The sequence below is a fragment of the Streptomyces sp. JJ38 genome (assembly GCF_019303475.1).
Classification (GTDB): domain Bacteria; phylum Actinomycetota; class Actinomycetes; order Streptomycetales; family Streptomycetaceae; genus Streptomyces.
On sequence record NZ_JABLSI010000004.1, the window covers coordinates 22,982 to 44,946 of the forward strand.

Annotated in this window: 20 protein-coding genes and 1 pseudogene; 9 read left to right on the forward strand and 12 right to left on the reverse strand. The window is 73.6% G+C overall.

The annotated features are described in order from the left end of the window. Positions 1-256 precede the first annotated feature (256 nt). A complete protein-coding gene (locus tag HPT28_RS02760; protein ID WP_219088840.1) occupies positions 257-1,897 on the forward strand; it encodes an ABC-F family ATP-binding cassette domain-containing protein in 1,641 nt (546 codons plus the stop codon). A gap of 178 nt (positions 1,898-2,075) precedes the next feature. After that, positions 2,076-3,065 carry a sphingomyelin phosphodiesterase gene (gene sph / locus HPT28_RS02765; RefSeq protein ID WP_308119049.1) on the forward strand — a complete coding sequence of 330 codons (990 nt, stop codon included), beginning with the start codon at positions 2,076-2,078 and terminating at the stop codon, positions 3,063-3,065. Positions 3,066-3,419: 354 nt separating this feature from the next. Here sph and HPT28_RS02770 read toward each other — a convergent pair whose 3' ends face one another. Together HPT28_RS02770 and HPT28_RS02775 are read right to left on the reverse strand one after the other, a co-directional pair. Further along, positions 3,420-4,301 carry an AraC family transcriptional regulator gene (locus HPT28_RS02770; protein WP_219088842.1) on the reverse strand — a complete coding sequence of 294 codons (882 nt, stop codon included), beginning with the start codon at positions 4,299-4,301 and terminating at the stop codon, positions 3,420-3,422. A 132-nt stretch (positions 4,302-4,433) separates the two neighbouring features. Next, on the reverse strand, positions 4,434-4,973 hold the full coding sequence (locus tag HPT28_RS02775) for a YbhB/YbcL family Raf kinase inhibitor-like protein (RefSeq protein WP_219088844.1): 540 nt from the start codon (positions 4,971-4,973) through the stop codon (positions 4,434-4,436). Between the two features lie 606 nt (positions 4,974-5,579). On the opposite strand from HPT28_RS02775, the gene HPT28_RS02780 reads away from it, so the two are divergent. Next, on the forward strand, positions 5,580-6,362 hold the full coding sequence (locus HPT28_RS02780; RefSeq protein WP_219088845.1) for a MerR family transcriptional regulator: 783 nt from the start codon (positions 5,580-5,582) through the stop codon (positions 6,360-6,362). Here HPT28_RS02780 and HPT28_RS02785 read toward each other — a convergent pair. The 5 genes from HPT28_RS02785 to HPT28_RS02805 form a co-directional block, all read right to left on the reverse strand. Next, positions 6,352-8,535, reverse strand: a complete 2,184-nt coding sequence (locus tag HPT28_RS02785) for a 3-hydroxyacyl-CoA dehydrogenase NAD-binding domain-containing protein (RefSeq protein WP_219088847.1) — start codon at positions 8,533-8,535, stop codon at positions 6,352-6,354. The genes HPT28_RS02780 and HPT28_RS02785 overlap by 11 nt on opposite strands. Positions 8,536-8,585: 50 nt before the next feature. After that, positions 8,586-9,800: an acetyl-CoA C-acetyltransferase gene (locus HPT28_RS02790; protein WP_219088849.1), complete on the reverse strand. Its 1,215-nt coding sequence runs from the start codon at positions 9,798-9,800 to the stop codon at positions 8,586-8,588. A gap of 136 nt (positions 9,801-9,936) precedes the next feature. Beyond that, positions 9,937-11,079, reverse strand: coding sequence for an acyl-CoA dehydrogenase family protein (locus HPT28_RS02795; RefSeq protein WP_219089101.1), 1,143 nt, complete (start codon positions 11,077-11,079; stop codon positions 9,937-9,939). Positions 11,080-11,096: 17 nt separating this feature from the next. Beyond that, entirely contained in the window at positions 11,097-12,230 is a 1,134-nt protein-coding gene (locus HPT28_RS02800; RefSeq protein ID WP_219088851.1) for a CaiB/BaiF CoA-transferase family protein, read from the reverse strand. Positions 12,231-12,364: 134 nt separating this feature from the next. Beyond that, entirely contained in the window at positions 12,365-12,745 is a 381-nt protein-coding gene (locus HPT28_RS02805) for an MmcQ/YjbR family DNA-binding protein (RefSeq protein WP_219088853.1), read from the reverse strand. 64 nt (positions 12,746-12,809) lie between these two features. Between HPT28_RS02805 and HPT28_RS02810 the strand changes: the two genes are divergently transcribed. Further along, positions 12,810-13,982, forward strand: a complete 1,173-nt coding sequence (locus HPT28_RS02810) for a trans-acting enoyl reductase family protein (protein ID WP_219088855.1) — start codon at positions 12,810-12,812, stop codon at positions 13,980-13,982. Positions 13,983-14,029: 47 nt separating this feature from the next. Here the strand turns inward: HPT28_RS02810 and HPT28_RS02815 are convergent, their stop codons facing one another. From HPT28_RS02815 to HPT28_RS02830, 4 genes are all read right to left on the reverse strand, one after another. Beyond that, complete coding sequence (locus HPT28_RS02815) at positions 14,030-14,722, reverse strand: endonuclease V (RefSeq protein WP_308119050.1); 693 nt, start codon at positions 14,720-14,722, stop codon at positions 14,030-14,032. A gap of 11 nt (positions 14,723-14,733) precedes the next feature. Continuing rightward, entirely contained in the window at positions 14,734-15,828 is a 1,095-nt protein-coding gene (locus tag HPT28_RS02820) for a DUF2332 domain-containing protein (RefSeq protein WP_219088858.1), read from the reverse strand. A 137-nt stretch (positions 15,829-15,965) separates the two neighbouring features. Then, entirely contained in the window at positions 15,966-16,610 is a 645-nt protein-coding gene (locus HPT28_RS02825) for a DUF1707 domain-containing protein (RefSeq protein ID WP_219088860.1), read from the reverse strand. Positions 16,611-16,681: 71 nt separating this feature from the next. Further along, a complete protein-coding gene (locus HPT28_RS02830; RefSeq protein ID WP_219088862.1) occupies positions 16,682-17,047 on the reverse strand; it encodes a hypothetical protein in 366 nt (121 codons plus the stop codon). Between the two features lie 117 nt (positions 17,048-17,164). On the opposite strand from HPT28_RS02830, the gene HPT28_RS02835 reads away from it, so the two are divergent. Together HPT28_RS02835 and HPT28_RS02840 are read left to right on the forward strand one after the other, a co-directional pair. After that, positions 17,165-18,031 (forward strand): Fpg/Nei family DNA glycosylase, encoded by an 867-nt coding sequence (locus HPT28_RS02835; RefSeq protein ID WP_219088864.1) that lies wholly within the window; start codon positions 17,165-17,167, stop codon positions 18,029-18,031. Positions 18,032-18,046: 15 nt separating this feature from the next. Then, a complete protein-coding gene (locus HPT28_RS02840; RefSeq protein WP_219088865.1) occupies positions 18,047-18,466 on the forward strand; it encodes a (2Fe-2S) ferredoxin domain-containing protein in 420 nt (139 codons plus the stop codon). A 542-nt stretch (positions 18,467-19,008) separates the two neighbouring features. Here the strand turns inward: HPT28_RS02840 and HPT28_RS02845 are convergent. Next, a complete protein-coding gene (locus HPT28_RS02845; protein ID WP_219088867.1) occupies positions 19,009-19,911 on the reverse strand; it encodes a universal stress protein in 903 nt (300 codons plus the stop codon). A gap of 211 nt (positions 19,912-20,122) precedes the next feature. Here HPT28_RS02845 and HPT28_RS02850 point away from each other — a divergent pair. The 3 genes and pseudogenes from HPT28_RS02850 to HPT28_RS02860 form a co-directional block, all read left to right on the forward strand. Further along, positions 20,123-20,398: pseudogene (locus HPT28_RS02850) on the forward strand (MarR family transcriptional regulator); the annotation flags it as partial. A gap of 375 nt (positions 20,399-20,773) precedes the next feature. Then, entirely contained in the window at positions 20,774-21,157 is a 384-nt protein-coding gene (locus tag HPT28_RS02855) for a hypothetical protein (RefSeq protein WP_219088868.1), read from the forward strand. Further along, complete coding sequence (locus HPT28_RS02860) at positions 21,154-21,912, forward strand: transcriptional regulator (RefSeq protein ID WP_219088869.1); 759 nt, start codon at positions 21,154-21,156, stop codon at positions 21,910-21,912. The genes HPT28_RS02855 and HPT28_RS02860 overlap by 4 nt, the downstream gene beginning before the upstream one ends. Positions 21,913-21,965 lie beyond the last annotated feature (53 nt).

Here is a 21,965-nt window from a genome sequence, read left to right on the forward strand (position 1 = left end):
TCTACCTCGGCCGTGATGTCGTCGATCGGAGAAGGCCGTTGCTCGTCTGAGGTCGGAAGACACCGTGTGCACACCGGCGTACCCGCGTTCCGGGTCGTCGGCGCCGTCCGGCGCGTGCCACGGGTGCGACCTCGGAGGCGAGCCCGCCTGACGCTCCTCTCCCGGCCTCTCCCCCTCCTGGCCCGGTCCGCGGTGTCTTCCCCACGTCGTCCACCGCTCCCCCGCGACTCGCTCGCACGGCTCCCCGGAGGCGCCCATGTCTACCTCACGCCTGTCGTCCACCGCCCGAACCCACCTGTCGGTCACGGCCTCCGGGCTGGCCTTCACCTGGCCCGACGGCACCACCGTCTTCGACGGCCTCGATCTCCTCTTCGGCACCGGACGCGTCGGGCTCATCGGCCGCAACGGCTCCGGCAAGTCCACGCTGCTGAAGCTGATGGCCGGTGACCTCGAACCCACGGAGGGGACGTTGCGCGTCGTCGGCGAGGTCGGCTATCTGCCCCAGGACGTCACGCTGGCGACGGGGGTGCGGGTGGACGAGGCCCTCGGCGTGGCGGAGCGCCGCGCCGCCCTGCACGCGATCGAGTCCGGTGACGCGCGCGAGGAGCACTTCACGGTCGTCGGCGACGACTGGGACGTCGAGGAGCGCGCCCGCGCCACGCTGGACTCGCTCGGCCTCAGCGGCGTCCAGCTCGACCACACGATCGGTGAGATGTCCGGCGGCGAGTGCGTGCTGCTCCGGCTCGCCGCGCTCCTGCTGCGCCGTCCCGACGTGCTGCTCCTGGACGAGCCGACCAACAACCTCGACCTGACCGCCCGGCGGCGGCTGTACGAGGCCGTCGACGGCTGGCCGGGGTTGCTCGTCGTCGTCAGCCACGACCGCGAACTGCTGGAGCGCGTCGACCGGATCGCCGACCTGGACGACGGCTCGGTGCGCGTCTACGGCGGCGGGTACTCGGCCTACGAGGAGGCCCTGGCCACCGAACAGGCGGCCGCCGAACGGATGGTGCGGGTGGCCGAGGCCGACGTCCAGCGGCAGAAGCGGGAGTTGATCGAGGCCCGGCAGCATCTCGCCGCCCGGGACCGGTACGCGAAGAAGATGTACGCCAACAAGCGCGAGCCGCGAGCCGTCATGCGGATGCGGGCACGCACCGCGCAGGTCTCGGCGGGCAAGCACCGCATCCTGCACGAGCAGCGGCTCGCCGAGGCCCGGGAGCGGCTGACGGAGGCGGCCGAGCAGGTGCGGGAGGACAAACGCATCCGGGTGGACCTCCCCGCCACCGCCGTGCCCCCGGCCCGGCAGGTGCTCACCCTGCGGGAGGTGGAGCTGCGCTGCGGCGTCCAGGCCACGTTCGACGTGCACGGGCCCGAGCGGATCGCCCTGATCGGGGCGAACGGCGCGGGCAAGTCGACGCTGCTGCACACGATCGCCGGGCGGCTCCCCGCCGCCGCGGGGACGATCACGACGCACGTCCCCGCACGGCTGCTGCCGCAGCGCCTGGACGTGCTGGACGAGGAGCTGAGTATCGCCGAGAACGTGACACGGCTGGCTCCCCGGGCCGGGAACAACGGCGCCCGCGCCCAACTCGCCCGGTTCCTCTTCCGGGGCCGGCGGGCCGACCAGGTCGTGGGCACGCTCTCGGGCGGCGAGCGCTTCCGGGCCACCCTCGCGGCGCTCCTGCTCGCCGAGCCCGCCCCGCAGCTCCTGCTCCTGGACGAACCGACGAACAACCTCGACCTCGCCTCCGTCGAGCAGCTCACCACCGCGCTGGAGGCCTACGAGGGCGCGCTGGTCGTGGCCGGACACGACCTGCCGTTCCTGCGCTCCCTGGGCATCACGCGCTGGCTCCGGGTGGACGGGGAGGTGCGCGAGGTGAACCCGGCGACGCTGGAGTGAGCCCTGTCCGGACACGTGGCCGTGCTCGCCCCGCCGGAAGGCCTTCGGCTCCGGCGGGGCGTGCGCGCCGAAAAATCTTGGTCAGGCGTCCATTTTTCGCATCCCTGAGGGTTACCCGCAGGTACTCTCCGCTGCTTTCATTTCCGGCACCGTCCCCACACCCTCAAGGGAGTTCACCGTGCCGAAGCGCCTGCGGCTTCACCCCACCCGGTCGGCTGCCGTCGCCACCGCCGCCGTCGCCGCCACCCTGGCGGCCACCGTGTCCCCTGCCGCCGCCGCCCCGACGGCGTCCGAGTCCCCGAACCTGCGGGTGCTCACCTACAACGTGTTCCTCATGAGCCAGAACCTCTACCCCAACTGGGGCCAGGAACACCGGGCGACCGAGATACCGAAGACCGGCTTCTTCCAGGGCAACGACGTCGTCGTCATCCAGGAGGCCTTCGACAACGCCTCCTCCGGCACGCTCATGAACGGCGCCGCCGCCGAGTACCCCCACCAGACCCCGGTGCTCGGCCGCTCCCGCGACGGCTGGGACGCCACCGGCGGCTCCTACTCCGCCATGACGCCCGAGGACGGCGGCGTCACCATCCTCAGCAAGTGGCCGATCGTGCGCCAGGAGCAGTACGTCTACGCGGAGGGCTGCGGCGCCGACTGGTGGTCCAACAAGGGGTTCGTCTACACCGAGCTGGACGTGAACGGCACCCCGGTGCACGTCGTCGGCACCCACGCCCAGTCCACCGACTCCGGCTGCGACGCGGGTGAGCCCGCCCGGGTGCGCAGCAGTCAGTTCAGGGAGCTCGACACCTTCCTGGACGCCAAGAACATCCCGGCAGGCGAACAGGTCATCGTCGCCGGTGACTTCAACGTTGACAGCCACAGCGCCGAGTACGCGGACCTGCTGGCCGACGCCGATCTGGTGGACGCCGACAGCCGCTCGGGCCTGACCTACTCCTTCGACACCGAGCGCAACTCCATCGCCGCCTACCGCTACCCGGACGACCCCAAGGAGCACCTCGACCACGTGCTGTACCGGGCGGGCCACGCGCGTCCGGCGGACTGGAACAACCACACGGTCGATGAGCGCACCGCCCCGTGGACCGTCACCAGCTGGTGGGTCTCCTACACCTACGACAACCTCTCCGACCACTACCCGGTGATCGGCTCCTGAGCGTCGTCCCCGTCCGCACGCGGCGCCCGCCCCGGCCGGCGCGGGCGCCGCGGCCTTCCGGCCTCAGCCCACGAGCCCACGCCCCGGGTCTCGGGCCGTCGCTCCCCCACCAGCTGCTCCAGGCCCCCACGGCCCCCTGTTCCCCTGGGCGCGGGGCTGTTCACGCGCCCGGCCTCCTGTTCGTGCCTGAACTCGCCGTCCTGGCCCTCCGCCTCGTTCTCCGCTCCCTCCCCAGCGGATCGGGCAGGTGGATCGCCGGCATGCAGCCGGAAGGGCGTCCGGGTCCGTCTTCGCTCACCGTCAGCGGGCGTGTTCGGCCATGGTCGGGGCCAGCAAGGACATCACGCTCTGCATCTACGTGAGCGACGCACTCGCACGCGTGCGTGCCGCGTCGATGCTTGGTGGCACGCCGAACTGGCGCTTGTACTCCCGGCTGAACTGCGAGGGGCTGTCATACCCCACGCGGTAGCCGACTCCGGTCACATCGTGCGGACGGTTGGCCAGCAGCAGCCGCGCCGCCTGCAAGCGGATCTGCTTCTGGAACTGGATCGGGCTCATCGACGTCACCGACTGGAAGTTCCGGTGGAACGCGGAGACGCTCATGCCGATGGAGCGTGCCAGGTCCTCGACCCGGAAGGCCTCGGCGTAGTTGTCCCGAATCCAGTCGACCGCCCGGGTGATGTGGCTCAGACTGCTGTCCGCGAGGCCCAGTTGGCACACCGCCTCGCCCTGTTCCCCCGTCATGAGCCGCCACAGGATCTCACGCTTGGCCAAGGGGACCAGCACCCGGCGGTCACGCGGCCGGTCCAGCAGCCGGAGCAGGCGGACGATCGCGTCGATCAGCTCCGCCGAGGCCTCGCTGACCGTGATCCCCGGACGAGGCAGCCCAGGCGAGCGCGGCAGGTCACCCGGCCCGGCCCGGAGCATCAGCTCCGCGATGACGGCGGGCTCCAGCGTCATCCCGAAACCGAGCTGCGGCCCACCCGGTGCGACGCGTCCGGTCACCGGCAGATCGGCCGAGGTGACCAGATACTGTCCGGCCCCGTACTCGTACACGCGATCGCCCAGCGCGAGCCGCTTGCCACCCTGCGCGATGACAGCCAGCATCACGCCGGACATCACGTACTCCGGCTCAGCGCCCGGGTCGGCCCGGCAGATCCGGACGCCGTCAACCGCCGTGGTCAGGCCAGGCCGCGCGTGCCGTTCCAGCAGATCGCGAAGCTCGTCGAGGGACATGGCCCCATCCCACCACGGACTGACACGTTCCTCCTTGCCAGGGAGAGGATCGTGCAAGGACACGCGAAGATCGTGCGGGCGTCCCACGCGGCGCGGGGACGCCCTGACGAACCGCTCTCGTACCGTGGAGGCCTACTCTCCGGTGTCCTCATAGTCGGCGATCAGCTGACCGCGGGCGATCGCGTGGAACCGGAGGTGGAAACCGACGAAGGCGGGCGCCGCGTCCTCATCCGGCCCCAGCTTCTCCCGGTCCACTGCGTACACCGTGAACACATAGCGGTGCGGACCGTCCCCCGGCGGCGGCGCGGCCCCGCCGAAGTCCCTGCTGCCGTAGTCGTTCCGAGCCTGCAGGGCACCCGTCGGCAGTCCCCTGAAATCCCCGGTTCCGGCCCCGGCCGGCAGTTCGGTGACATCCGCCGGAATGTCGAACACCGTCCAGTGCCAGAACCCGCTGCCCGTCGGCGCGTCCGGGTCGTAGCAGGTGACCGCGTAGCTGAGGGTGCCGGCCGGCCCCGCCGACCAGCTCAGCTGAGGTGAGGAGTTCCCCTTCGCGTACACCTGCGCGTCCGGCAGGGTTCCACCGTCCGTCAGATCCTCGCTACTGACGGACAGCTCGGGCACAGGCGGGTGAAAGTCATGCGGCAGCGGAGGTCGATTTGTCGGGTTGCTCATTCCTGATTCCTTATTCCGTGTTCTCGGTGAAATCGCCCGAACGGGGCCTGATCCCCATCTGACCACGCTTCAGCGGGCAGCGACCGTCCCGCGAGAGGATCATGCAAGGAATCGCAACCTTTGTGAACGTATCTCCGAGGCTCTGCGGCCACGGAGAAGCGGACGGGCCCGCTTCTCGCGCCCCGCGGCCCACCGGCTGGCGCGCTTGCCCCGCCGATCCGCGGCGGGACGCCGAATGCCCCGGCCCTCAGAGGGCATGATGTCCCGTTCCTGATGACGTGGGCCCGTCCGTGGTGGGACGGTTCCGCGCTTGCTCGGCGCTGGTGAGCGCGGGTTTGACCGCTGTCGCCGTCCCGCCAGCGCCGGGCCTGTGGCGGGTCCGGCTCCCCGCGTCCCGCCAGCGTGAGTATCCCGGCCACGCCCGCCGGCGCCCACCGTCTGCCCGGCACCATCCGGCGTCCCTCTTCCTGAGAGCCGGGCAACCCTGGACCACTCACCTGGGGGGCTCCCCCGGGGGACGGCTCCACAGCGTGGGTCCCCGCTGCGTCGGCGATCCGGAGCGTGGACGGCTTCACAGTTCTGGTGAGACAGCAATAGTGTTGAACCATGAGCAGCATGACCGTCGACGAGCTGGCCGCGCGTGCGGGCGTCACCGTGCGCACGATTCGTTTCTACAGCACGCGCGGTCTGCTGCCGCCGCCGGAGATCGGCCCGCGGCGGGTGGGCCGGTACGGGCCCGACCACGTGTCGCGGCTCGCGCTCATCGAGGAGCTGCAGAGCCAGGGCATGACGCTGGCCGCGATCGAGCGGTACGTGCAGCGGCTGCCGGAGGGGCTGAGCGCGGCGGAGCTGGCCATTCACCGTGCCCTGGTGGCGTCCTGGATGCCGGACACGGCGGACGAGGTGACCCGGGAGCAACTGGAGCGGCGGTGCGGGAGGGCGCTGGCCGACGCGGACGTGGAGCGGCTGGCCGCGATGAGCGTGCTGGAGCGCACGGACGACCCGGGGGTGTTCCTGGTCGACCCGGGGCTGCTGCACCTGGGCGTGCAGTTGCTGGACGTGCCGTTCTCGCTGGAGTCGATCACGGCTGCCAGGGCGGTCGTCGTCGAACACGCCCGGGGGGTGGCCCGGGAGTTGAGCCAGCTGTTCCGGGACGAGGTGTGGGAGCCGTACCGGGCGTCGGGGCCCGGCCCGGACGAGGTGGAGCGGATGAAGTCACTGTCCGCGCACATGCAGCCGGTCGTCGTGCAGGCGCTGCTGACCGCCTTCCAGCGCTCCCTGAAGGCGGAGCTGCGGGACGCGTTCCCCGGGGAGCGCGCCCCGCAACTCGGGCCCGCAGCCGCAGCGGCCACGGACGACGGCAAGGACGACGCGGACGTCAGTCGCTGAAGCGTTCGCCCTTCTCGGCCTTGGCCAGCAGGAGCGCCGGCGGGTCGAAGCGCTGGCCGTAGCGCTCGCTCAGCTCGCGGGCGCGGGCGACGAAGCCGGGCAGGCCGCCCGCGTAGCCGTTGATGTACTGCAGGGCGCCGCCCGTCCAGGGCGGGAAGCCGATGCCCATGATGGAGCCGATGTTGGCGTCCGCGACAGTGGTGAGGATGCCCTCCTCCAGGCAGCGCACGGTGTCGAGCGCCTCGGAGAAGAGCATGCGCTCCTTCATGTCCTCGAAGGAGACCTCGGGCTGCTCGCCGCCGGGGCGGCCGAAGTGCTCGCGCAGGCCGGGCCACAGCCGGGTGCGCTTGCCGTCCTCGTAGTCGTAGAACCCGGCGCCGCCGCTGCGGCCGGGGCGGCCGAACTCGTCGACCATGCGGTCGATGATCCGCTCGGCGGGGTGCTCGGGCCACTGAAGACCCTCGGCCTCCAGCGCGGCGCGGGTCTCGTTGCGGATCTTGCGGGGCAGCGTGAGCGTGAGCTCGTCGATGAGGGAGAGCACCTTGGCGGGGTAGCCGGCCTGGGCGGCGGCCTGCTCGACGGAGGCGGGCTCGATGCCCTCGCCGACCATCGCCACGCCCTCGTTGAGGAACTGGCCGATGACGCGGGAGGTGAAGAAGCCGCGGGCGTCGTTGACGACGATGGGCGTCTTGTTGATCTGCCGGACCAGGTCGAAGGCGCGGGCGAGGGCCTCGTCGCCGGTCTTCCTGCCGCGCACGATCTCGACCAGGGGCATCTTGTCCACGGGCGAGAAGAAGTGCAGCCCGATGAAGTCGCCCTCGCGCTCGACGCCCTCGGCCAGGCCGGTGATGGGCAGGGTGGAGGTGTTGGAGCACAGGAGCGCGTCGGGCTCGACGACGTGCTGGACCTCCTGGAACACCTTGTGCTTGAGCTCGGTGTTCTCGAAGACGGCCTCGATGACGGCGTCGCAGCCCGCGACGTCGGCCGGGTCGGCGGTGGGGGTGATGCGGGCGAGGAGGGCGTCCCGCTTCTCCTGGGTGGTCCGGCCCCGGGCGAGGGCCTTGTCCACCAGACCGACGGAGTAGTCCTTGCCCTTCTGGGCAGCCTCGGGCGAGACGTCCTTGAGGACGACGTCGATGCCGGCCTTGGCACAGGAGTAGGCGATCCCGGCGCCCATCATGCCGGCGCCGAGCACGGCGACCTTGCGGACCGTGCGCTCGGGGACGCCGTCGGGACGGCTGGCGCCCGCGTTGACGGCCTGGAGGTCGAAGAAGAAGGCCTGGATCATGTTCTTCGAGGTCTGGCCGATGACGAGTTCGGTGAAGTAGCGGCCCTCGATGAGCTCGGCGCCGGCGAAGTCGACCTGACTGCCCTCGACGGCGGCGGCGAGGATGTTGCGCTGGGCCGGGTAGGGCGCGCCGCCGGTCTGCTTCTTCAGGTTGGCCGGGAAGGCGGGGAGGTTCGCCGCGAACTTGGGGTGCGCGGGCGTGCCGCCGGGGATCTTGTAGCCGGGAGCGTCCCAGGGCTGCTGTGCCTCGGGGTTGGCCTCGATGTAGGCGCGCGCCTGGGCCAGCATGTCCTCCTCGGAGGTGGCCAGGGCGTGCACGAGCCCCTTGTCGAGCGCGGCGGCCGGGACGTGCTGCTGGCCCTGGAGGAGGACGTTCAGCAGAGCGTCGGCGATGCCCAGCAGCCGCACGGTACGCACGACGCCGCCGCCGCCGGGGAGCAGGCCGAGGGTGGCCTCGGGCAGGCCGATCCGGCTGCCCCGCACGTCCAGGGCGACGCGGTGGTGGCAGGCGAGAGCGATCTCGTAGCCGCCGCCGAGGGCGGTGCCGTTGATGGCCGCGACGACGGGCTTGCCCAGCGTCTCGATGCGGCGCAGATCGCGCTTGATGCGCATGCCCGCGTCCATGACCTCCTGCGCCGTCTCCGGCGTGGCCTGGATGAGCAGGCGCAGGTCGCCTCCGGCGAAGAAGGACTTCTTGGCGGAGGTGATGATGACGCCGCGGACGGAGTCGCGCTCGGCCTCCAGCCGGTCGGCGACGGCGGACAGGGACGCGGTGAAGGCCGCGTTCATCGTGTTGGCGGACTGGTCGGGGTCGTCGAGGGTGAGGGTGACGATGTCGTCGGCGTCTCGGTCCCAGCGGATCGTCGAGGGCGTGGGCTCGGGCATGGCGGTGGGTCTCCAGGGAGTGTGTCGGGTCCGGGCGGGGCGCGGGGGCGTCAGAGGCGTTCGATGACGGTGGCGATGCCCATCCCGCCGCCGACGCACAGGGTGGCCAGCCCGTACCGCTGGTCGCGCCGCTCCAGTTCGTCGACGAGGGTGCCGAGGATCATGGCGCCGGTGGCGCCCAGGGGGTGGCCCATGGCGATGGCTCCGCCGTTGACGTTGACCTTGTCCAGACTCAGGCCCATGTCGCGCACGAAGCGCAGGACGACGGCGGCGAAGGCCTCGTTGATCTCGACGAGGTCGATGTCGTCGATGGTCAGCCCGGCCTTGGCGAGCGCCTTGCGCGACGCGGGCGCGGGGCCGGTGAGCATGATCGTCGGCTCGGAGCCGGAGACCGCGGCGGAGACGATGCGGGCGCGCGGGGTGAGGCCGTAGCGGCGGCCGGTCTCCTCGTTTCCGATGGCGACCAGCGCGGCGCCGTCCACGATGCCGGAGGAGTTGCCCGCGTGGTGGACGTGGTCGATCCGCTCGACCCAGTGGTACCGCTGGAGCGCGACGGCGTCGAAGCCGCCCATGTCGCCGATGGCGGCGAAGGAGGGCCCCAGCGCGGCGAGGCTGTCGGCGGTGGTGCCGGGGCGCATGTGCTCGTCGTGGTCGAGGATCGTGAGCCCGCTGCGGTCCCTGACCGGGACGACGGAGCGGGCGAAACGCTCCGCCTTCCAGGCCTCGGCCGCGCGCTCCTGGGAGAGGGCGGCGTACTCGTCCACGTCCCGGCGGCTGAAGCCCTCCAGAGTGGCGATGAGGTCGGCGCCGATGCCCTGCGGCACGAAACCGGTGTCGGTGTTGGTCATCGGGTCGGCGAACCAGGCGCCGCCGTCGCTGCCGATCGGCAGCCGGGACATGGACTCGACGCCGCCGGCCAGCACCAGGTCCTCCCAGCCGGAGCGGACCTTGGCTGCGGCCATGTTGACGGCTTCGAGGCCGGAGGCACAGAAGCGGTTCTCCTGGACTCCGGCGACCGTGTCGGGCAGCCCCGCGGCGATGGCGGCGATCCTGGCGATGTCGGAGCCCTGGTCGCCGTGCGGGCTGACGACGCCGAGGACGATGTCGTCGATCGCGGCCGGGTCCAGGTCCGGGAAGCGGGACCGGATCTCGTGGATGAGGCCGACGACGAGGTCGATCGGCTTGGTCGTGTGGAGGGAGCCGTTGGCCTTTCCGCGCCCGCGCGGGGTGCGGATGGCGTCGTAGACGAACGCTTCGGTGCTCACGGTGCGGCCTTTCGGTGGTGAGTGTGGAGGGGCGGGTGACCGGGGCGCGCCACCCGCGGGTTCGGGGCGGAGCGGCGGGCGAACTCGGGGCGGGCGGCCCGGCGGACTCGGGAGGCGTGGCCCGGGGGCCGGGCGGTCAGCCGAGGAGGGAGCGGCCGATGATCTCCTTCATGATCTCGGTGGTGCCGCCGTAGATGGTCTGGATGCGGCCGTCGGTGAACGCGCGGGCCACCGGGTACTCCAGCATGTACCCGTAGCCGCCGTGCAGTTGCAGGCAGCGGTCGGTGACGCGCTTCTGCAGCTCGGTGGACCACCACTTGGCCATGGACGCGTGGACGGCGTCGAGCGCGCCCTCGGCGTGCTCCCGTATGCAGCGGTCGACGAAGCTGCGGGTGACGGCACACTCGGTGGCCATCTCCGCGATCTCGAAGCGGATGTGCTGCAGACGGGCGAGCGGGCGCCCGAAGGCCTCGCGCTCCTTGACGTAGGTCATGGTGGTGTCGAGCAGGTGCTCGGCGACGGTGATCGCGGCGACCGCGATGGCCATGCGCTCCTGGGCCAGGTGCGTCATCAGGTGGATGAACGCGCCGTCGAGTTCGCCGAGCAGGTTCTCCTTGGGCACCTTGACGTCGCGGAAGAACAGCTCGGCGGTGTCCTGGGACTTCTGGCCGATCTTGTCGAGGTTGCGGCCGCGTTCGAAGCCCTCCATCCCCCGCTCGACGACCAGCAGGCTGAGGCCCTTGGCACCGCCCTCCGGGGTCGTCTTGGCGACGACGACCACCAGATCGGCCAGGATGCCGTTGGAGATGAACGTCTTGGAACCGTTGAGCAGCCAGTGGTCGCCACGGTCCTCGGCGGCCGTGCGGATGCCCTGGAGGTCGGAGCCGGCCCCGGGCTCGGTCATCGCGATGGCGGTGATCGTCTCGCCGCTGCAGAAGCCCGGCAGCCAGCGGCGCTTCTGCTCCTCGGTGGCGAGGCTGAGGAGGTAGGGCCCGATGATGTCGTTGTGCAGGCCGAGGGCGAGACCCGAGGCGCCGCACTTGGCGAACTCCTCGGCCATGACGGCGCTGAAGCGGAAGTCCGGCTCGCCTCCGCCGCCGTACTCCTCCGGCACGGCCATGCCCAGCAGGCCCTGCCGCCCGGCGGCGCGCCAGGCCTCGCGGCTGACGATGCCCTCGCTCTCCCACGTCTCGTAGTGCGGCGTGACCTCCTTGGCCAGGAACGCCTTCACCGTCTCGCGGAACGCCTCGTGTTCCGCGGTGTAGATCTCGCGCTGCATGCTGCTCCTGCCGCTGCTCATGTCGGAATGGCGAGGGTCACGGGGTCGATGCCCCAGTCCCGGGCGACGGACTCGGTGTCGGCGCCGGGCTGTGCGGGTGCGGTGCGCACGGCACCGGGGGTACGGGAGAAGCGGGGCGCGGGGGCGGGCTGGGTGATCCCGGAGTGCTCGGTGAACGTCCCGCGGGCCGCGAGGTGGGGGTGCGCGGGCGCTTCCCGGAGCGAGAGCACGGGGGCGACGCAGGCGTCGGAGCCGGCGAAGACCTCCGCCCACTCCGCGCGGGTGCGGCTGCGGAAGCGCTCAGCCACGGCCGCGCGCAGAGCGCCCCAGTTGCCGATGTCGGAGCGGTCGGCCGTCTCCTCGTCCAGCCCCAGGAGCCGGGTGAACTCGGCGTAGAACCGCTCCTCCAGGGCGCCCACGGCCATGTGGCCGCCGTCCGCCGTCTCGTAGACGCCGTAGAAGGGGCTGCCACCGTCGAGGAGGTTCACCCCGCGGGCGTCCTGCCAGGCGCCGGCGGCGAGCATGCCGTGCAGCATGGCCGTCAGGTGGCTGGCGCCGTCGACGATCGCGGCGTCCACGACCTGCCCCTCACCGTGCTCCCGGGCGTGGTGCAGCGCCGCGAGGACGCCGACGACGAGGTAGAGGGAACCGCCCGCGTAGTCCCCGAGGAGGTTCGCGGGGAAGTGCGGCGGGCCGTCCGCGGCGCCGCTGAGGCCCAGCGCTCCGGTGAGGGCGAGGTAGCCGATGTCGTGGCCGGCGCGCGGGGCGAGCGGCCCGTCCTGGCCCCAGCCCGTCATCCTCCCGTAGACCAGGGCGGGGTTGCGCCGCAGGCACTCCTCGGGGCCCACGCCGAGCCGCTCCGCGACGCCGGGCCGGTAGCCCTCGATGAGGACGTGGGCCCGCTCGACGAGGCCGAGCACGGCCTTCCTCCCGGCGTCGGTCTTGAGGTCGAGGAGGACGGAGCGCTTGTTGCGGCCGGTGACGTCGCGGCAGGGCTCGATGCCCAGCCCGGGGCCGCCGGGGCGGTCCACCCGTACGACGTCGGCCCCCAGGTCGCCCAGGAGCATCGTGGCGAACGGGCCCGGCCCGATGCCCGCCAGCTCCACCACGCGCACCCCGGTCAGCGGTCCCGTTCCGCCGCGCTCCCTCATCAGACCCCCAGCCGTATGACACAACTGATGTAACACCGACGATGTTAAGAACGTGTTCTCGATTCCACAAGCCCCGCGGGCCAAGGGATTACCGGCGGGTACAGGTCGCGGAACCCGGCGGGCGGGCGGCCCCGTCAGCCGTCCAGTTCGGCGAGGAACCGCTTGGGGGCGACGGCCCGGTAGCTCTCCTCCACCCAGTCGCACAACAGGTCCGCCCCCGGCCCGCCGCGCGCGTCGAGCGGCAGGGCCACCCAGCCCGAACGCCCCAGCCCGTACCCGGCGGGCGCGGCCCCGGGGCAGCTGAGCGCGTGGGCGTGGGTCAGCTCGTCGGTCAGCTTCACCGTCAGACCCGGCGGACGCTCGCCCTCCTCAGCCCCGAGGAACACGAACACCTTCCGGTTGACCTTCACCACGCTCTCGCCCCACGGGAACTCCTCCACCGCACCGGGGAGGGTGAGCGCGAACTCACGCACCGCTTCCCGCACCGCCATTGGATCTTCGGCTGTCTTGGCCATACGGTCACGGTAGACGCGGCCACCGACGTCCGCCCGCCCCGAACCGACCGGCCCAGGAGGCCACGTGCCCGCCACCCACGACCTCGTCCTCTACGGTGCCACCGGCTTCACCGGCCGGCTGACCGCCCGCTACCTCGCCGAGAACGCCCCGGCCGACTGCCGGTGGGCGCTCGCCGGGCGGGACAAGACGAAGCTGACCGCCGTCCGCGCCGAGCTCACCGCGATCGACCCGGCCCTGGCCGAACTCCCCCTGCTCCACGCGGACGCCGCCGACCCGGAGTCCCTGCGCGACCTGGCCGCCGACACCCGGGTCGTCATCAGCACCGTGGGGCCCTACCTGCGGTACGGCGAGCCGCTCGTCGCCGCCTGCGCCGCCGCCGGGACCGACTACGTCGACCTCAGCGGCGAACCCGAGTTCGTCGACCGCATGTATCTCGCCCACCACGCGACCGCGCGGGAGACCGGAGCCCGCCTCGTCCACGCCTGCGGCTTCGACTCCGTCCCCCACGACCTGGGCGTGCTCTACACCGTCGAGCAGCTGCCCGAGGGCGTGCCGCTGCGCGTCGACGGCTACGTGTGGAGCAACGCCACGTTCTCCGGCGGCACCCTCGCCTCCGTCCTCGGCGCCTTCTCCCGGGTCCCGCAGATGCTGGCGGCCGCCCGGGAGCGCCGGGAGGCCGAGCCCCGCCCCCGGGACCGGCGCGTCCACCTCCCGCTCGGCGGCATCCGGCGTCAGGGCCTCCTGGGCCGCTGGGCGGTACCGCTGCCCACCATCGACACGCAGATCGTGGGGCGTTCGGCCGCCGCGCTGGACCGCTACGGCCCGCACTTCACCTACCGGCACGCCGCCGTCACCGGACGGCTGTCGCTCGCCCTGGGCGGCGTCGCGGCCGTGGCGGGCCTCTTCGCGCTCGCCCAGGTGCCCGGCGTGCGCCGACGGCTCTCCGCCCGCCTCGCACCGGGCCAGGGGCCGAGTGAGGAGCGCCGCGCCCGCAGCCGCTTCTCGGTCCGCTTCCTGGCCGAGGGCGGCGGTCGACGGGTGGCCACCGAGGTCTTTGGCGGCGACCCGGGCTACGACGAGACGGCGAAGATCCTGGCCGAGTCGGCGCTGTGCCTGGCCTTCGACACCCTCCCCACGACCTCCGGGCAGGTGACCCCCGCGCAGGCGATGGGTCCCGCGCTCATCTCCCGGCTGCGCGCGGCGGGCCTGACCTTCCGGGTGACCCACACCGGCTGACCGGACGACACGCCCCTGCCGCCGCGCCGGTGCCGACAGCGGGGGCGTCAGCCCGGCGCGGCTTCGGCGGCGCGGGACAGGGCGAGCCTGCACAGGCGGTCCGCCCGGCGCGTCGTCTCGGGCTGCCGGTAGTCACGGGCGAGATGGAGGACATGGGCACATGCGGCGTCCAGCGTCGTGCGGTGCCCCACGGAGACGTAGAGCGGCTTCACGCCCTGCCGGGTTCGCAGTGCCGCACCCACCTCCTCGTCGCCGTCCACGAGCGCGGCCACAGCGCCCCGCTCCCGGCCCAGCTCCCCGTGCCGGTAGCCGAAGGGGTTCTTGGCCACGCCGATCGTCGGCAGTCCCGTCAGCACGCCGAGGTGGCTGGCGAGCCCGAACCGGCGCGGATGGGCGAGCCCGTAGCCGTCGCAGACCACGAGACCGGGGGTGCTCCGCAGCCGCCCGAGGGCGGCCAGCGCCCCCGGCAGCTCCCGGAACGCCAGCAGCCCCGGGACGTAGGGGAAGGCCACCGGCCCCACCGACGTCGCCTCCTCCACCGGCTCCAGCGTGACGGCGTCCAGCACCACCACGGCCGCGGCCACCAGGTTCCGGGCGTCGTCGTAGGCGACGTCCACCCCGGCGACCAGGGTGTCCGGCTCCCCGGGCGCGGGCGCCTCGTCGATCACCACGACGCGCGTCCGCAGGGCACGCTGGACGGCGAGGGCCTCCTCCTCCGAGCCCGGCGTCGTGTGCGTCACCGCGGCCCCGGTCACGCCGCCCGCCCCGTCACCTCGCCCGCCGGGAGGGCGGGCAGGCCGTGCGGATGCGCCTCGGCCAGCGTCGTCGTCGGGCCGTCGTTCAGCCGGGCGAGCAGCCGGAAGGGGTGCCCGGTGCCCACCCGGACCGGCTCGAAGGCCAGGTGGAGCACGGCACTGCGCTCGTCGGCGGCCTCGGCGAGCCGGTCCAGCGCCGCCCGCACCCGTGTCCACTCGGGCTTCGGCACGTACTGCCGCATGACCGAGTGCCACACCACGGTCAGGGTGCCCTCGCGCAGTCCGACGCCGTCCAGGAAATCGCCCGCGCCGAGCGCGACGACCTCGGCGGGCTCGCGCGCGGCGAGCCGGAGCGCGCCCGCGAGCCGCTCGTGACGGGCCGTCTGGTCGGGCCAGACGTAGGACCGCAGGGCCAGGACGCCGTCCTCGGAGCGGGGGTCGACGGGTGCGAGGTCGCACCCCCGGCGTTCGACGACGTCGAGGGCGGGGTGTCTGCGGGCCGCCCCCGTCAGCCAGGCGGGGGGCGTGCCCCGCCAGGTACCGGCCAGCTGTACCTCGGCGTCGCGTGGGCCCCAGTCGAGGCCCTCGGCCGTACAGCGGAAGCGGTCGGCCCGGAGCATGAGGCCCGCGCTCGCCCCCAGCTCCAGCAGCCGGATCGGCAGCGGCGCCCGGTCGCTCGCCCACAGCAGCCCGGCGACCAGCAGGTGCGCGCGGCCGACCTCGTTGGTCTGCGGGGAGCGCGACAGCCACGTCCGCACCTCGTCGGGCCGGTTGGAGACGGCCGCGCGGAAGGCCCGCCAGGCGGGCTCGGCCTCGACCGGGTCGAACCGGCCGCCCGCGCTCGGGTAGTACCGGGCCAGCTCGGGGGCCCGGCCGCTCAGGACGAGGGCGTGGACGGCGCCGGCCAGCCGCAGGGCGAGCCCCTGCGGCCCCGAGTCCGCCTCGTGCCCGGCCAGCGCCCGTGCGCACGGCCCTCCGGTACGGACGTCCTCCGCCGCCCGGGCCAGCAGCGCCCCGTACAGCGGCGAGCCCAGCTCGGCGCAGTACCGGCCCTGGAGGGCGACCATGTCCGCCATGTGCTCGCGGGTCATGTGCTCCCGCCTTCCTCCTGTGCTCCCGCCTTCCACTTTCCCGCGGGCCCGCTTTCCCGAGGGCCCGCGCCCGGGGGACTCCCCGTCCCGGCTCCTCCGCCCCGGGGCCGGAGAGACGCCCGGCCCGGCGAGTGCGCTCAGTGCAGGGCGTGCGGGCCGCCCTTCCCACCGTCGCGTGGCTGCCGCTCGCCCCTGGGCGCCTTGCGCTCCACCGACACCCCGCCCCAGAAGGCCAGCCCGGTCACGGAGACGCGGACGGCTCCCGGAGCGCCGGTGCCCGAGGCCGAGGGGTCGAATCCGCCCATGATCCCCACGCCGCCCACGGTGACCTCGGCGTCGTGCGGCACGACGATGTGCACGCCGCCCATGACCGCGGTGGCCCGGATGACGATCTCCCGGTCCTCGAAGCGGGCCTCGCGCAGGTCGATCTCGCCGCCGCCCCACACGGCCACGGCGTTGAACCTCCGGGGCGCCACCCACGGCCCCCTGCGGACGAAGCCGCACATGAGCGCCAGCGCGCTCCGGGAGGTGGGAGTGCCGCCGAAGCGGGCAGCCCAGCCGGCGGCGGGACGTGGGTCCGGAGCCCGGCCGCCGGACGTCTCCGGGAGGTCCGCCACCAGCGGCTTCAGTTCACCCCGAGTGCGGGCCTGATAGACGGCGTCGAGGCGTTCGCCGAACTCGTCCACGTCGAGCCGCCCCTCGGCCATGGCGTCACGCAGGATCTCGGCGATCTGGTCGCGCTCCGCATCCGAGGCCCGCACGTCGGGCAGCTCACCGTCCATGCCCGCAGCCTACTCACCCGCACGGCCCACCGCGAAGCGGCCCGTTCCGTGCGCCCAGCGGCCAGCGGCCTCTAGTTCACCAGGGGTTCGGCGAGGACGGCGACGGCGAGACCGCAGCCGAGAACGACCGTGGCGACCCGGGTGCGGCCCATGCGGCTGAGGACGATCGCCGTGCCGGAGAGGATCAGGGCGACCCCGTAGAGGCCGAGGGTGACCAGGGAGGGCTCTGCCGCGAAGCGGATGCTCATCGCGGCGGCGACCGCCACCATGACGACGGCGGCGGCGACACCGCGCACCAGTCGCGCCTGTCGTGGCGTCAGCCCGCCGCCGGCGGGAGCCCCGGCCCCGGACATCCCGCTCTCGTCGCCGTTCTCCCCCCTGTTCGCGTCGCTGCTCTCATCGATGTGCTCGTCGATGTCGTCGCCGGTGACCGTCATAGCTGGAGGGTAATGCTTTCCCCTGGAGTCATGACGGGCGGGACGATCTTGGAGCCGCCCCACCCCGGCCGGCCGTCAGCGCGTGCCCGCGCGGCACGGCCGCGGGACACTGGGCACATGCCCGAACTGCCCGAAGTGGCGGCCCTCCGCGACTTCCTGGCCGACCGGCTCACCGGCCGGACCGTTGCGGACGTGCGGCCGGTCGCGGTGAGCGTGCTCAAGACGTTCGACCCGCCGGTCACCGCCCTGGAGGGCGCCGAGTTCACCGGCGTCGACCGGCACGGCAAGTTCCTGGACCTGGCCGCCGGCGAACTGCGTCTCGTCGTCCACCTGGCCCGTGCGGGCTGGCTGCGCTGGCAGGACTCCCTGCCGCAGACTCCGCCGCGCCCCGGCAGGGGGCCGCTCGCCGTGCGCGTGCGGCTCAGCGGGCCGGGCCGGGCCGGGTTCGACCTGACGGAAGCCGGCACGCACAAGCGGCTCGCCGTCTACGTCGTACGCGATCCGGCCGAGGTGCCCGGTATCGCCCGGCTCGGCCCGGACCCGCTGGCCGAGGGCTTCGCCCTCGCGGACTTCCGCGCGCTCCTGCGTGGCAAGCGGCACCGGATCAAGGGCGTTCTGCGCGACCAGAGCGTCATCGCGGGCATCGGCAACGCCTACTCGGACGAGATCCTGCACGCCGCCCGCATGTCCCCCTACCGGCTCGCCGCGGAACTGACGGAGGAGGAGACGGCGAAGCTCTACGCCGCGCTCGAGGACACGCTGCGGGAGGCCGTCGACCGCGCGCGAGGGCTGACGGCCGCCGAGCTCAAGGCGGGCAAGCGGCTGGGCCTGCGGGTGCACGGCCGGACCGGCGAGCCGTGCCCGGTGTGCGGAGCGACGATCCGCGAGGTGTCCTTCGCAAACTCCTCGCTCCAGTACTGCCCGCGCTGCCAGACCGGTGGCCGGGTGCTGGCCGACCGCCGCATGTCGCGCCTGCTCAAGTGACCGTAGGCTGCGGGGATGACCACCGCGCCCACTCCTTCCCGCCCCGCGTCCGCCAGCCCCTGCACGCTCGTGGTGTGCCGCGGCTGCTGCTGCGGCGTCCCGGCCAAGCACCCCGGCTCCGACCACGCGGGGCAGCTCGCGCGGCTGCGTGCGGCGGCCGCCGCCTCTCGGGGCCGGATCAAGGTACTGACGTCGGACTGTCTCGGCCCCTGCGACCAGGCCAACGTCGTCGTGGTGCGCCCCTCGCCCGCCGGGCGCCGGGCCGGCGGGCGACCGGTGTGGGTGGGCTGGGCCATGGGCCTGGCCTGCACGGACGAGCTGCTGGCCTGGGTCGGGGCGGGCGGGCCGGGACTGGCCGAGCCGCCGCCCGCGCTGGAGCTGCAGTTCATCCCGGCGCCGCGGGCGGGCCGGGCCCGCTCCCGCGTCGTCGGGTGACGCGGGGCCGTCGGATCACCGCCGTCCGCGCGGGCGGTGATCCGGCGCGGAACGCACGCGTCCCCCGGAGCCCGTGGGTCTCCGGGGGAACGGTCGCGGACGTCCTCGGGTACCGGAGACGGGCCATCCGCCGTCACCCCCGGCCTGCCGTCGGGCCACCGGCCGGCGGCACGGCCACGGCCGTTCCCCCCGGCCGGTACCCGTCAACGCACCTGAACGCTGCCTGGGGGCACTCCCGGCACAGGGGCCGCGACCGGGAGCGGGCGGAGGCGCCGCCCTCCGCGACCACACCGGGGCTTACCGGCGTCGGCAGCGAGCGCGGGGGCGGCTGGCGCGGCTATGAGACATGCGGTGCCCGCCCGCGGCACGGACACCAGGCGCAAGGGGCGCATCAGGACTACTCCAGGTTCCCGGGCATGGCCGCGGCGGACCTCTCCGCGCGCACACGACGACCACGCTCCGTCACCACCGACGTTAGGGCGGTCACCGGTGGCGCGCACCTCACACGCCGCTATCCGTGGCGCACCGCCACCCGGACGTGGTCAGTGCGGCGGAGGCGGCACGACGGCGATCGGGCAGTGGGCGTGCAGCAGGACGGCGTTGGTGACCGAGCCGAGGAACATCCCGCCGTGCCGCAGGCGGTGCCGGTGCCGGCCGACGACGACGAGATCGGCGGAGTCGGAGGCGTCCACGAGCCGTCCGGCGGCGTCGCCCGCGGCCACCACCCAGTCGACGTCCACCTCGGCGAAGCGGCCCCGGAGCGCGTGCTCGACGCGGTCGCGCTGGGCCTGGCCCGTCTCCCGGGCCACCTGCGGGCCCTCCGGATCGGTGAGGTCCATCTGCGAGGCCCCCAGCAGGGCGAGCGTGGAGAACGGCACCGGGTACGTGGTGACGACCTGGAGCTGAGCCCGGCGCAGCTCCGCCTCCTCGAAGGCGAAGTCCACGACGGCGTCCACCGTCTCCTCCGGCTCCAGGCCGAGGACGACGCGCCCGGCCGGCTCGGCCAGGGCTCCGCGACCCCGCTCGTGGTGCGGCACGACGACGACGGGGCAGGCCGCGTGGGCGGCACAGGCCCGGCCGTTGGAGCCGAGCAGCAGGCTCGCGAAGCCGCCCCGGCCCCGCGAGCCCAGGACCAGCATCCGCGCCTGACCGCCGAGTTCGGGCAGGGCCGCGGAGGGTGTTCCGCTCAGCGTGGCGAACCGGATCTCCGGCAGGTCCGCGCGCCCCGCGAGGCGTTCCCGCACCTCCCGGAGCAACGGGTCGTCGTCGGCCGACGGCGCGGCGGGGGGCGGTTCGGGGGAACCGTGGATGTTGGGCGGCCACGGCCACACGTGGACCACGAGCAGCTCGGCGTCCCGTACCCGGGCCGCCCGGATGGCCCAGTCCAGCCCGCGCAGGCTGGGCTCCGAACCGTCGACCGCGGCGATCACCGGCAGAGCTGCCATGGCTCACCACTCCCTTCACCCCTCCCCAGCGTCCCTCCACCCGGGGGGCTCCGTCGAGTGCCGCGCCCGCCGAACGGGTGAGCTTCCCGCCGACGACGCCTGGCGAGGGCTACTCGGCCCAGGGCAGCGGCACCTTCCCCTCCTGCCCCGCCGCCCTGACGCGGCCCCCGCGGGCATGCACACCAGGGCCTGGGCCGGACCGCCGAAGGCGGTGACCCTGCGGTCCACCCCGGCCGGAAGGACCACCGCCTCCCCGGCCTTCCAGTCCGTCCTCACGGAGTTCACCGCCCACCTCGAAGCGGCCGGACACCACGGCCTCCGCCCCCTCCACGGCATGCTGTTCCAGGCCCTGAGGGCGGGCCCGGCGACCAGCACGGAGCCGGCCGAGCACCTGGGCATCACCAAACAGGCGGCCGGGCAGATCGTCGACGGCCTCGAAGGCCGCGGTTACGTCGAACGCCTGCCCCACCCGGCCGGCGGTCGCCGGCCGTCGACCGGGTACCACCGCTCCGGCCCCACCGGTGAAGCCCTGACGCCACAGCCCGCCGGGTCGGTCCGCCTCGCCCCGAAGCCTCAGCCGCTTCGCTCCCCGCCCCGCGCCGGCGACCCGCCCCCTCCCGCCCTGTCACGCAGCGCGCACCAGGAGCGGGACCACGGCCGTCAACACCGGCGGCCCGGGCGAGCGGCCACGAGGCCGGGAACTCGACCGACTTGCATATTCAGTACGAATATTCTTGACATCGAATGCTCACTTACGGGCTCTTGTGGTCAAAACCGCTCGCAAACCCCAACTTCTTCCTGACGTTCCGTAGGCTCACGGTCACCGGTCCCCCGAACGGGGGAATACAGGGAGGACGCCGCGGTGCCCGGAATCGACGCATGCCTGAGCTTGGCCATGGACGTGCCGGGGGCGCGCGGGGCCGCCGTCGTCGACTGGATCAGCGGGTTGGCCCTCGCAACCGCCGGTGACTCACCGACGGGGGACCACGAGGTGACCGCCGTCGAGGCGGCCGAGCTGGCCCGACTGGCCGCCGAGCACGGGGCCTTCGGCGCCGGCGCGGACGGTGCGCCCGCGGTCGAGGACGTCATCGTGACCACCGCCGAGGGTCACCACCTCCTGCGGTTCGCCCGGGCCCTGCCCGGCGAGACCGTGTTCCTGCACCTGTGGATCGACGCGGAGCGCGGCAACCTCGCCCTCGCCCGGATCCGCCTGCGGGACATCACCGACCGGCTGGTGGCCGCATGACGCCGGCGGCCGAGCGGATCCTCGGCGAGCTGTCCGCCGACCGGGCCACCGGAGCGCTGACCGGCACCGGAGGGACCCTCTACCTGTACGAGGGCGAGATCGCCTACGCGGAGAGCCCGCTCGCGCCGGGTGTCGAAGCCCTCCTGGCCGCCGAGGGGCGCGTCGCGCGCGCCGCGGCACGGACGGGCCACCGGCGCACGGTCGCCCGCCGGCTGGTGGAGAGCGGCAGCATCCCCCGGGGCGAGCTGGAGATCCGGTGCGTGTCCGCGCTCTTCGACGCGGCCTACTTCGTCCTGGCGCCGGAGTCGGACGGAGGCCCGGGCCGCTTCCGGCCGGGGGCGGAGCACTGGCTGGGCGCCGTGCGCCCCGTGGGAGCGGCGGTGCTGGCCCGGGAGATCAGACGCCGCAGACGGCTGCTCGAGGACCTGTGGCCCGGCCCCGGGATCGACACCCGGCCCGTGGTGATCCGGCCCGGCGGCACCGACCGGGTCAGCCCCCGGCAGCGCGCCGTGCTCGCCGCCGCGGACGGTTGCCGCACCCCCGCCGAGATCGCGCGCCTGCTGGGCCGGCCGGCCTTCCACACGCTCGTCGACATCCGCCGGCTCGCCGCCGCGGGACATCTCGCCCCCGGCCCGGAGCCGCCCGACGAGCCGGTACGGGCGCCGCGGTGGGTGACCGAAATCTCCGCCGGTTCCGGAGCGGACGACATCGCCCTTCTCCGGCGGATTCGCGACGGATTGGAGGCACGCCTGTGAGACCCCGGGTTCCCCCTGCGGCCCGGCCCCCGGATTCATGAGGCGGGGGCGCA

Excerpts from the sequence above, each read along its gene's own strand:
- HPT28_RS02785 (WP_219088847.1), bottom strand. The coding sequence starts at position 8,535 with ATGCCCGAGCCCACGCCCTCGACGATCCGCTGGGACCGAGACGCCGAC.
- HPT28_RS02800 (WP_219088851.1), bottom strand. The coding sequence starts at position 12,230 with ATGAGGGAGCGCGGCGGAACGGGACCGCTGACCGGGGTGCGCGTGGTG.
- HPT28_RS02835 (WP_219088864.1), top strand. The coding sequence starts at position 17,165 with ATGCCCGAACTGCCCGAAGTGGCGGCCCTCCGCGACTTCCTGGCCGAC.
- HPT28_RS02845 (WP_219088867.1), bottom strand. The coding sequence starts at position 19,911 with ATGGCAGCTCTGCCGGTGATCGCCGCGGTCGACGGTTCGGAGCCCAGC.
- HPT28_RS02860 (WP_219088869.1), top strand. The coding sequence starts at position 21,154 with ATGACGCCGGCGGCCGAGCGGATCCTCGGCGAGCTGTCCGCCGACCGG.
- HPT28_RS02760 (WP_219088840.1), top strand. The coding sequence starts at position 257 with ATGTCTACCTCACGCCTGTCGTCCACCGCCCGAACCCACCTGTCGGTC.
- HPT28_RS02770 (WP_219088842.1), bottom strand. The coding sequence starts at position 4,301 with ATGTCCCTCGACGAGCTTCGCGATCTGCTGGAACGGCACGCGCGGCCT.
- HPT28_RS02805 (WP_219088853.1), bottom strand. The coding sequence starts at position 12,745 with ATGGCCAAGACAGCCGAAGATCCAATGGCGGTGCGGGAAGCGGTGCGT.
- HPT28_RS02780 (WP_219088845.1), top strand. The coding sequence starts at position 5,580 with ATGAGCAGCATGACCGTCGACGAGCTGGCCGCGCGTGCGGGCGTCACC.
- HPT28_RS02820 (WP_219088858.1), bottom strand. The coding sequence starts at position 15,828 with ATGACCCGCGAGCACATGGCGGACATGGTCGCCCTCCAGGGCCGGTAC.
- HPT28_RS02795 (WP_219089101.1), bottom strand. The coding sequence starts at position 11,079 with ATGCAGCGCGAGATCTACACCGCGGAACACGAGGCGTTCCGCGAGACG.
- HPT28_RS02825 (WP_219088860.1), bottom strand. The coding sequence starts at position 16,610 with ATGGACGGTGAGCTGCCCGACGTGCGGGCCTCGGATGCGGAGCGCGAC.
- HPT28_RS02775 (WP_219088844.1), bottom strand. The coding sequence starts at position 4,973 with ATGAGCAACCCGACAAATCGACCTCCGCTGCCGCATGACTTTCACCCG.
- HPT28_RS02830 (WP_219088862.1), bottom strand. The coding sequence starts at position 17,047 with ATGACGGTCACCGGCGACGACATCGACGAGCACATCGATGAGAGCAGC.
- HPT28_RS02840 (WP_219088865.1), top strand. The coding sequence starts at position 18,047 with ATGACCACCGCGCCCACTCCTTCCCGCCCCGCGTCCGCCAGCCCCTGC.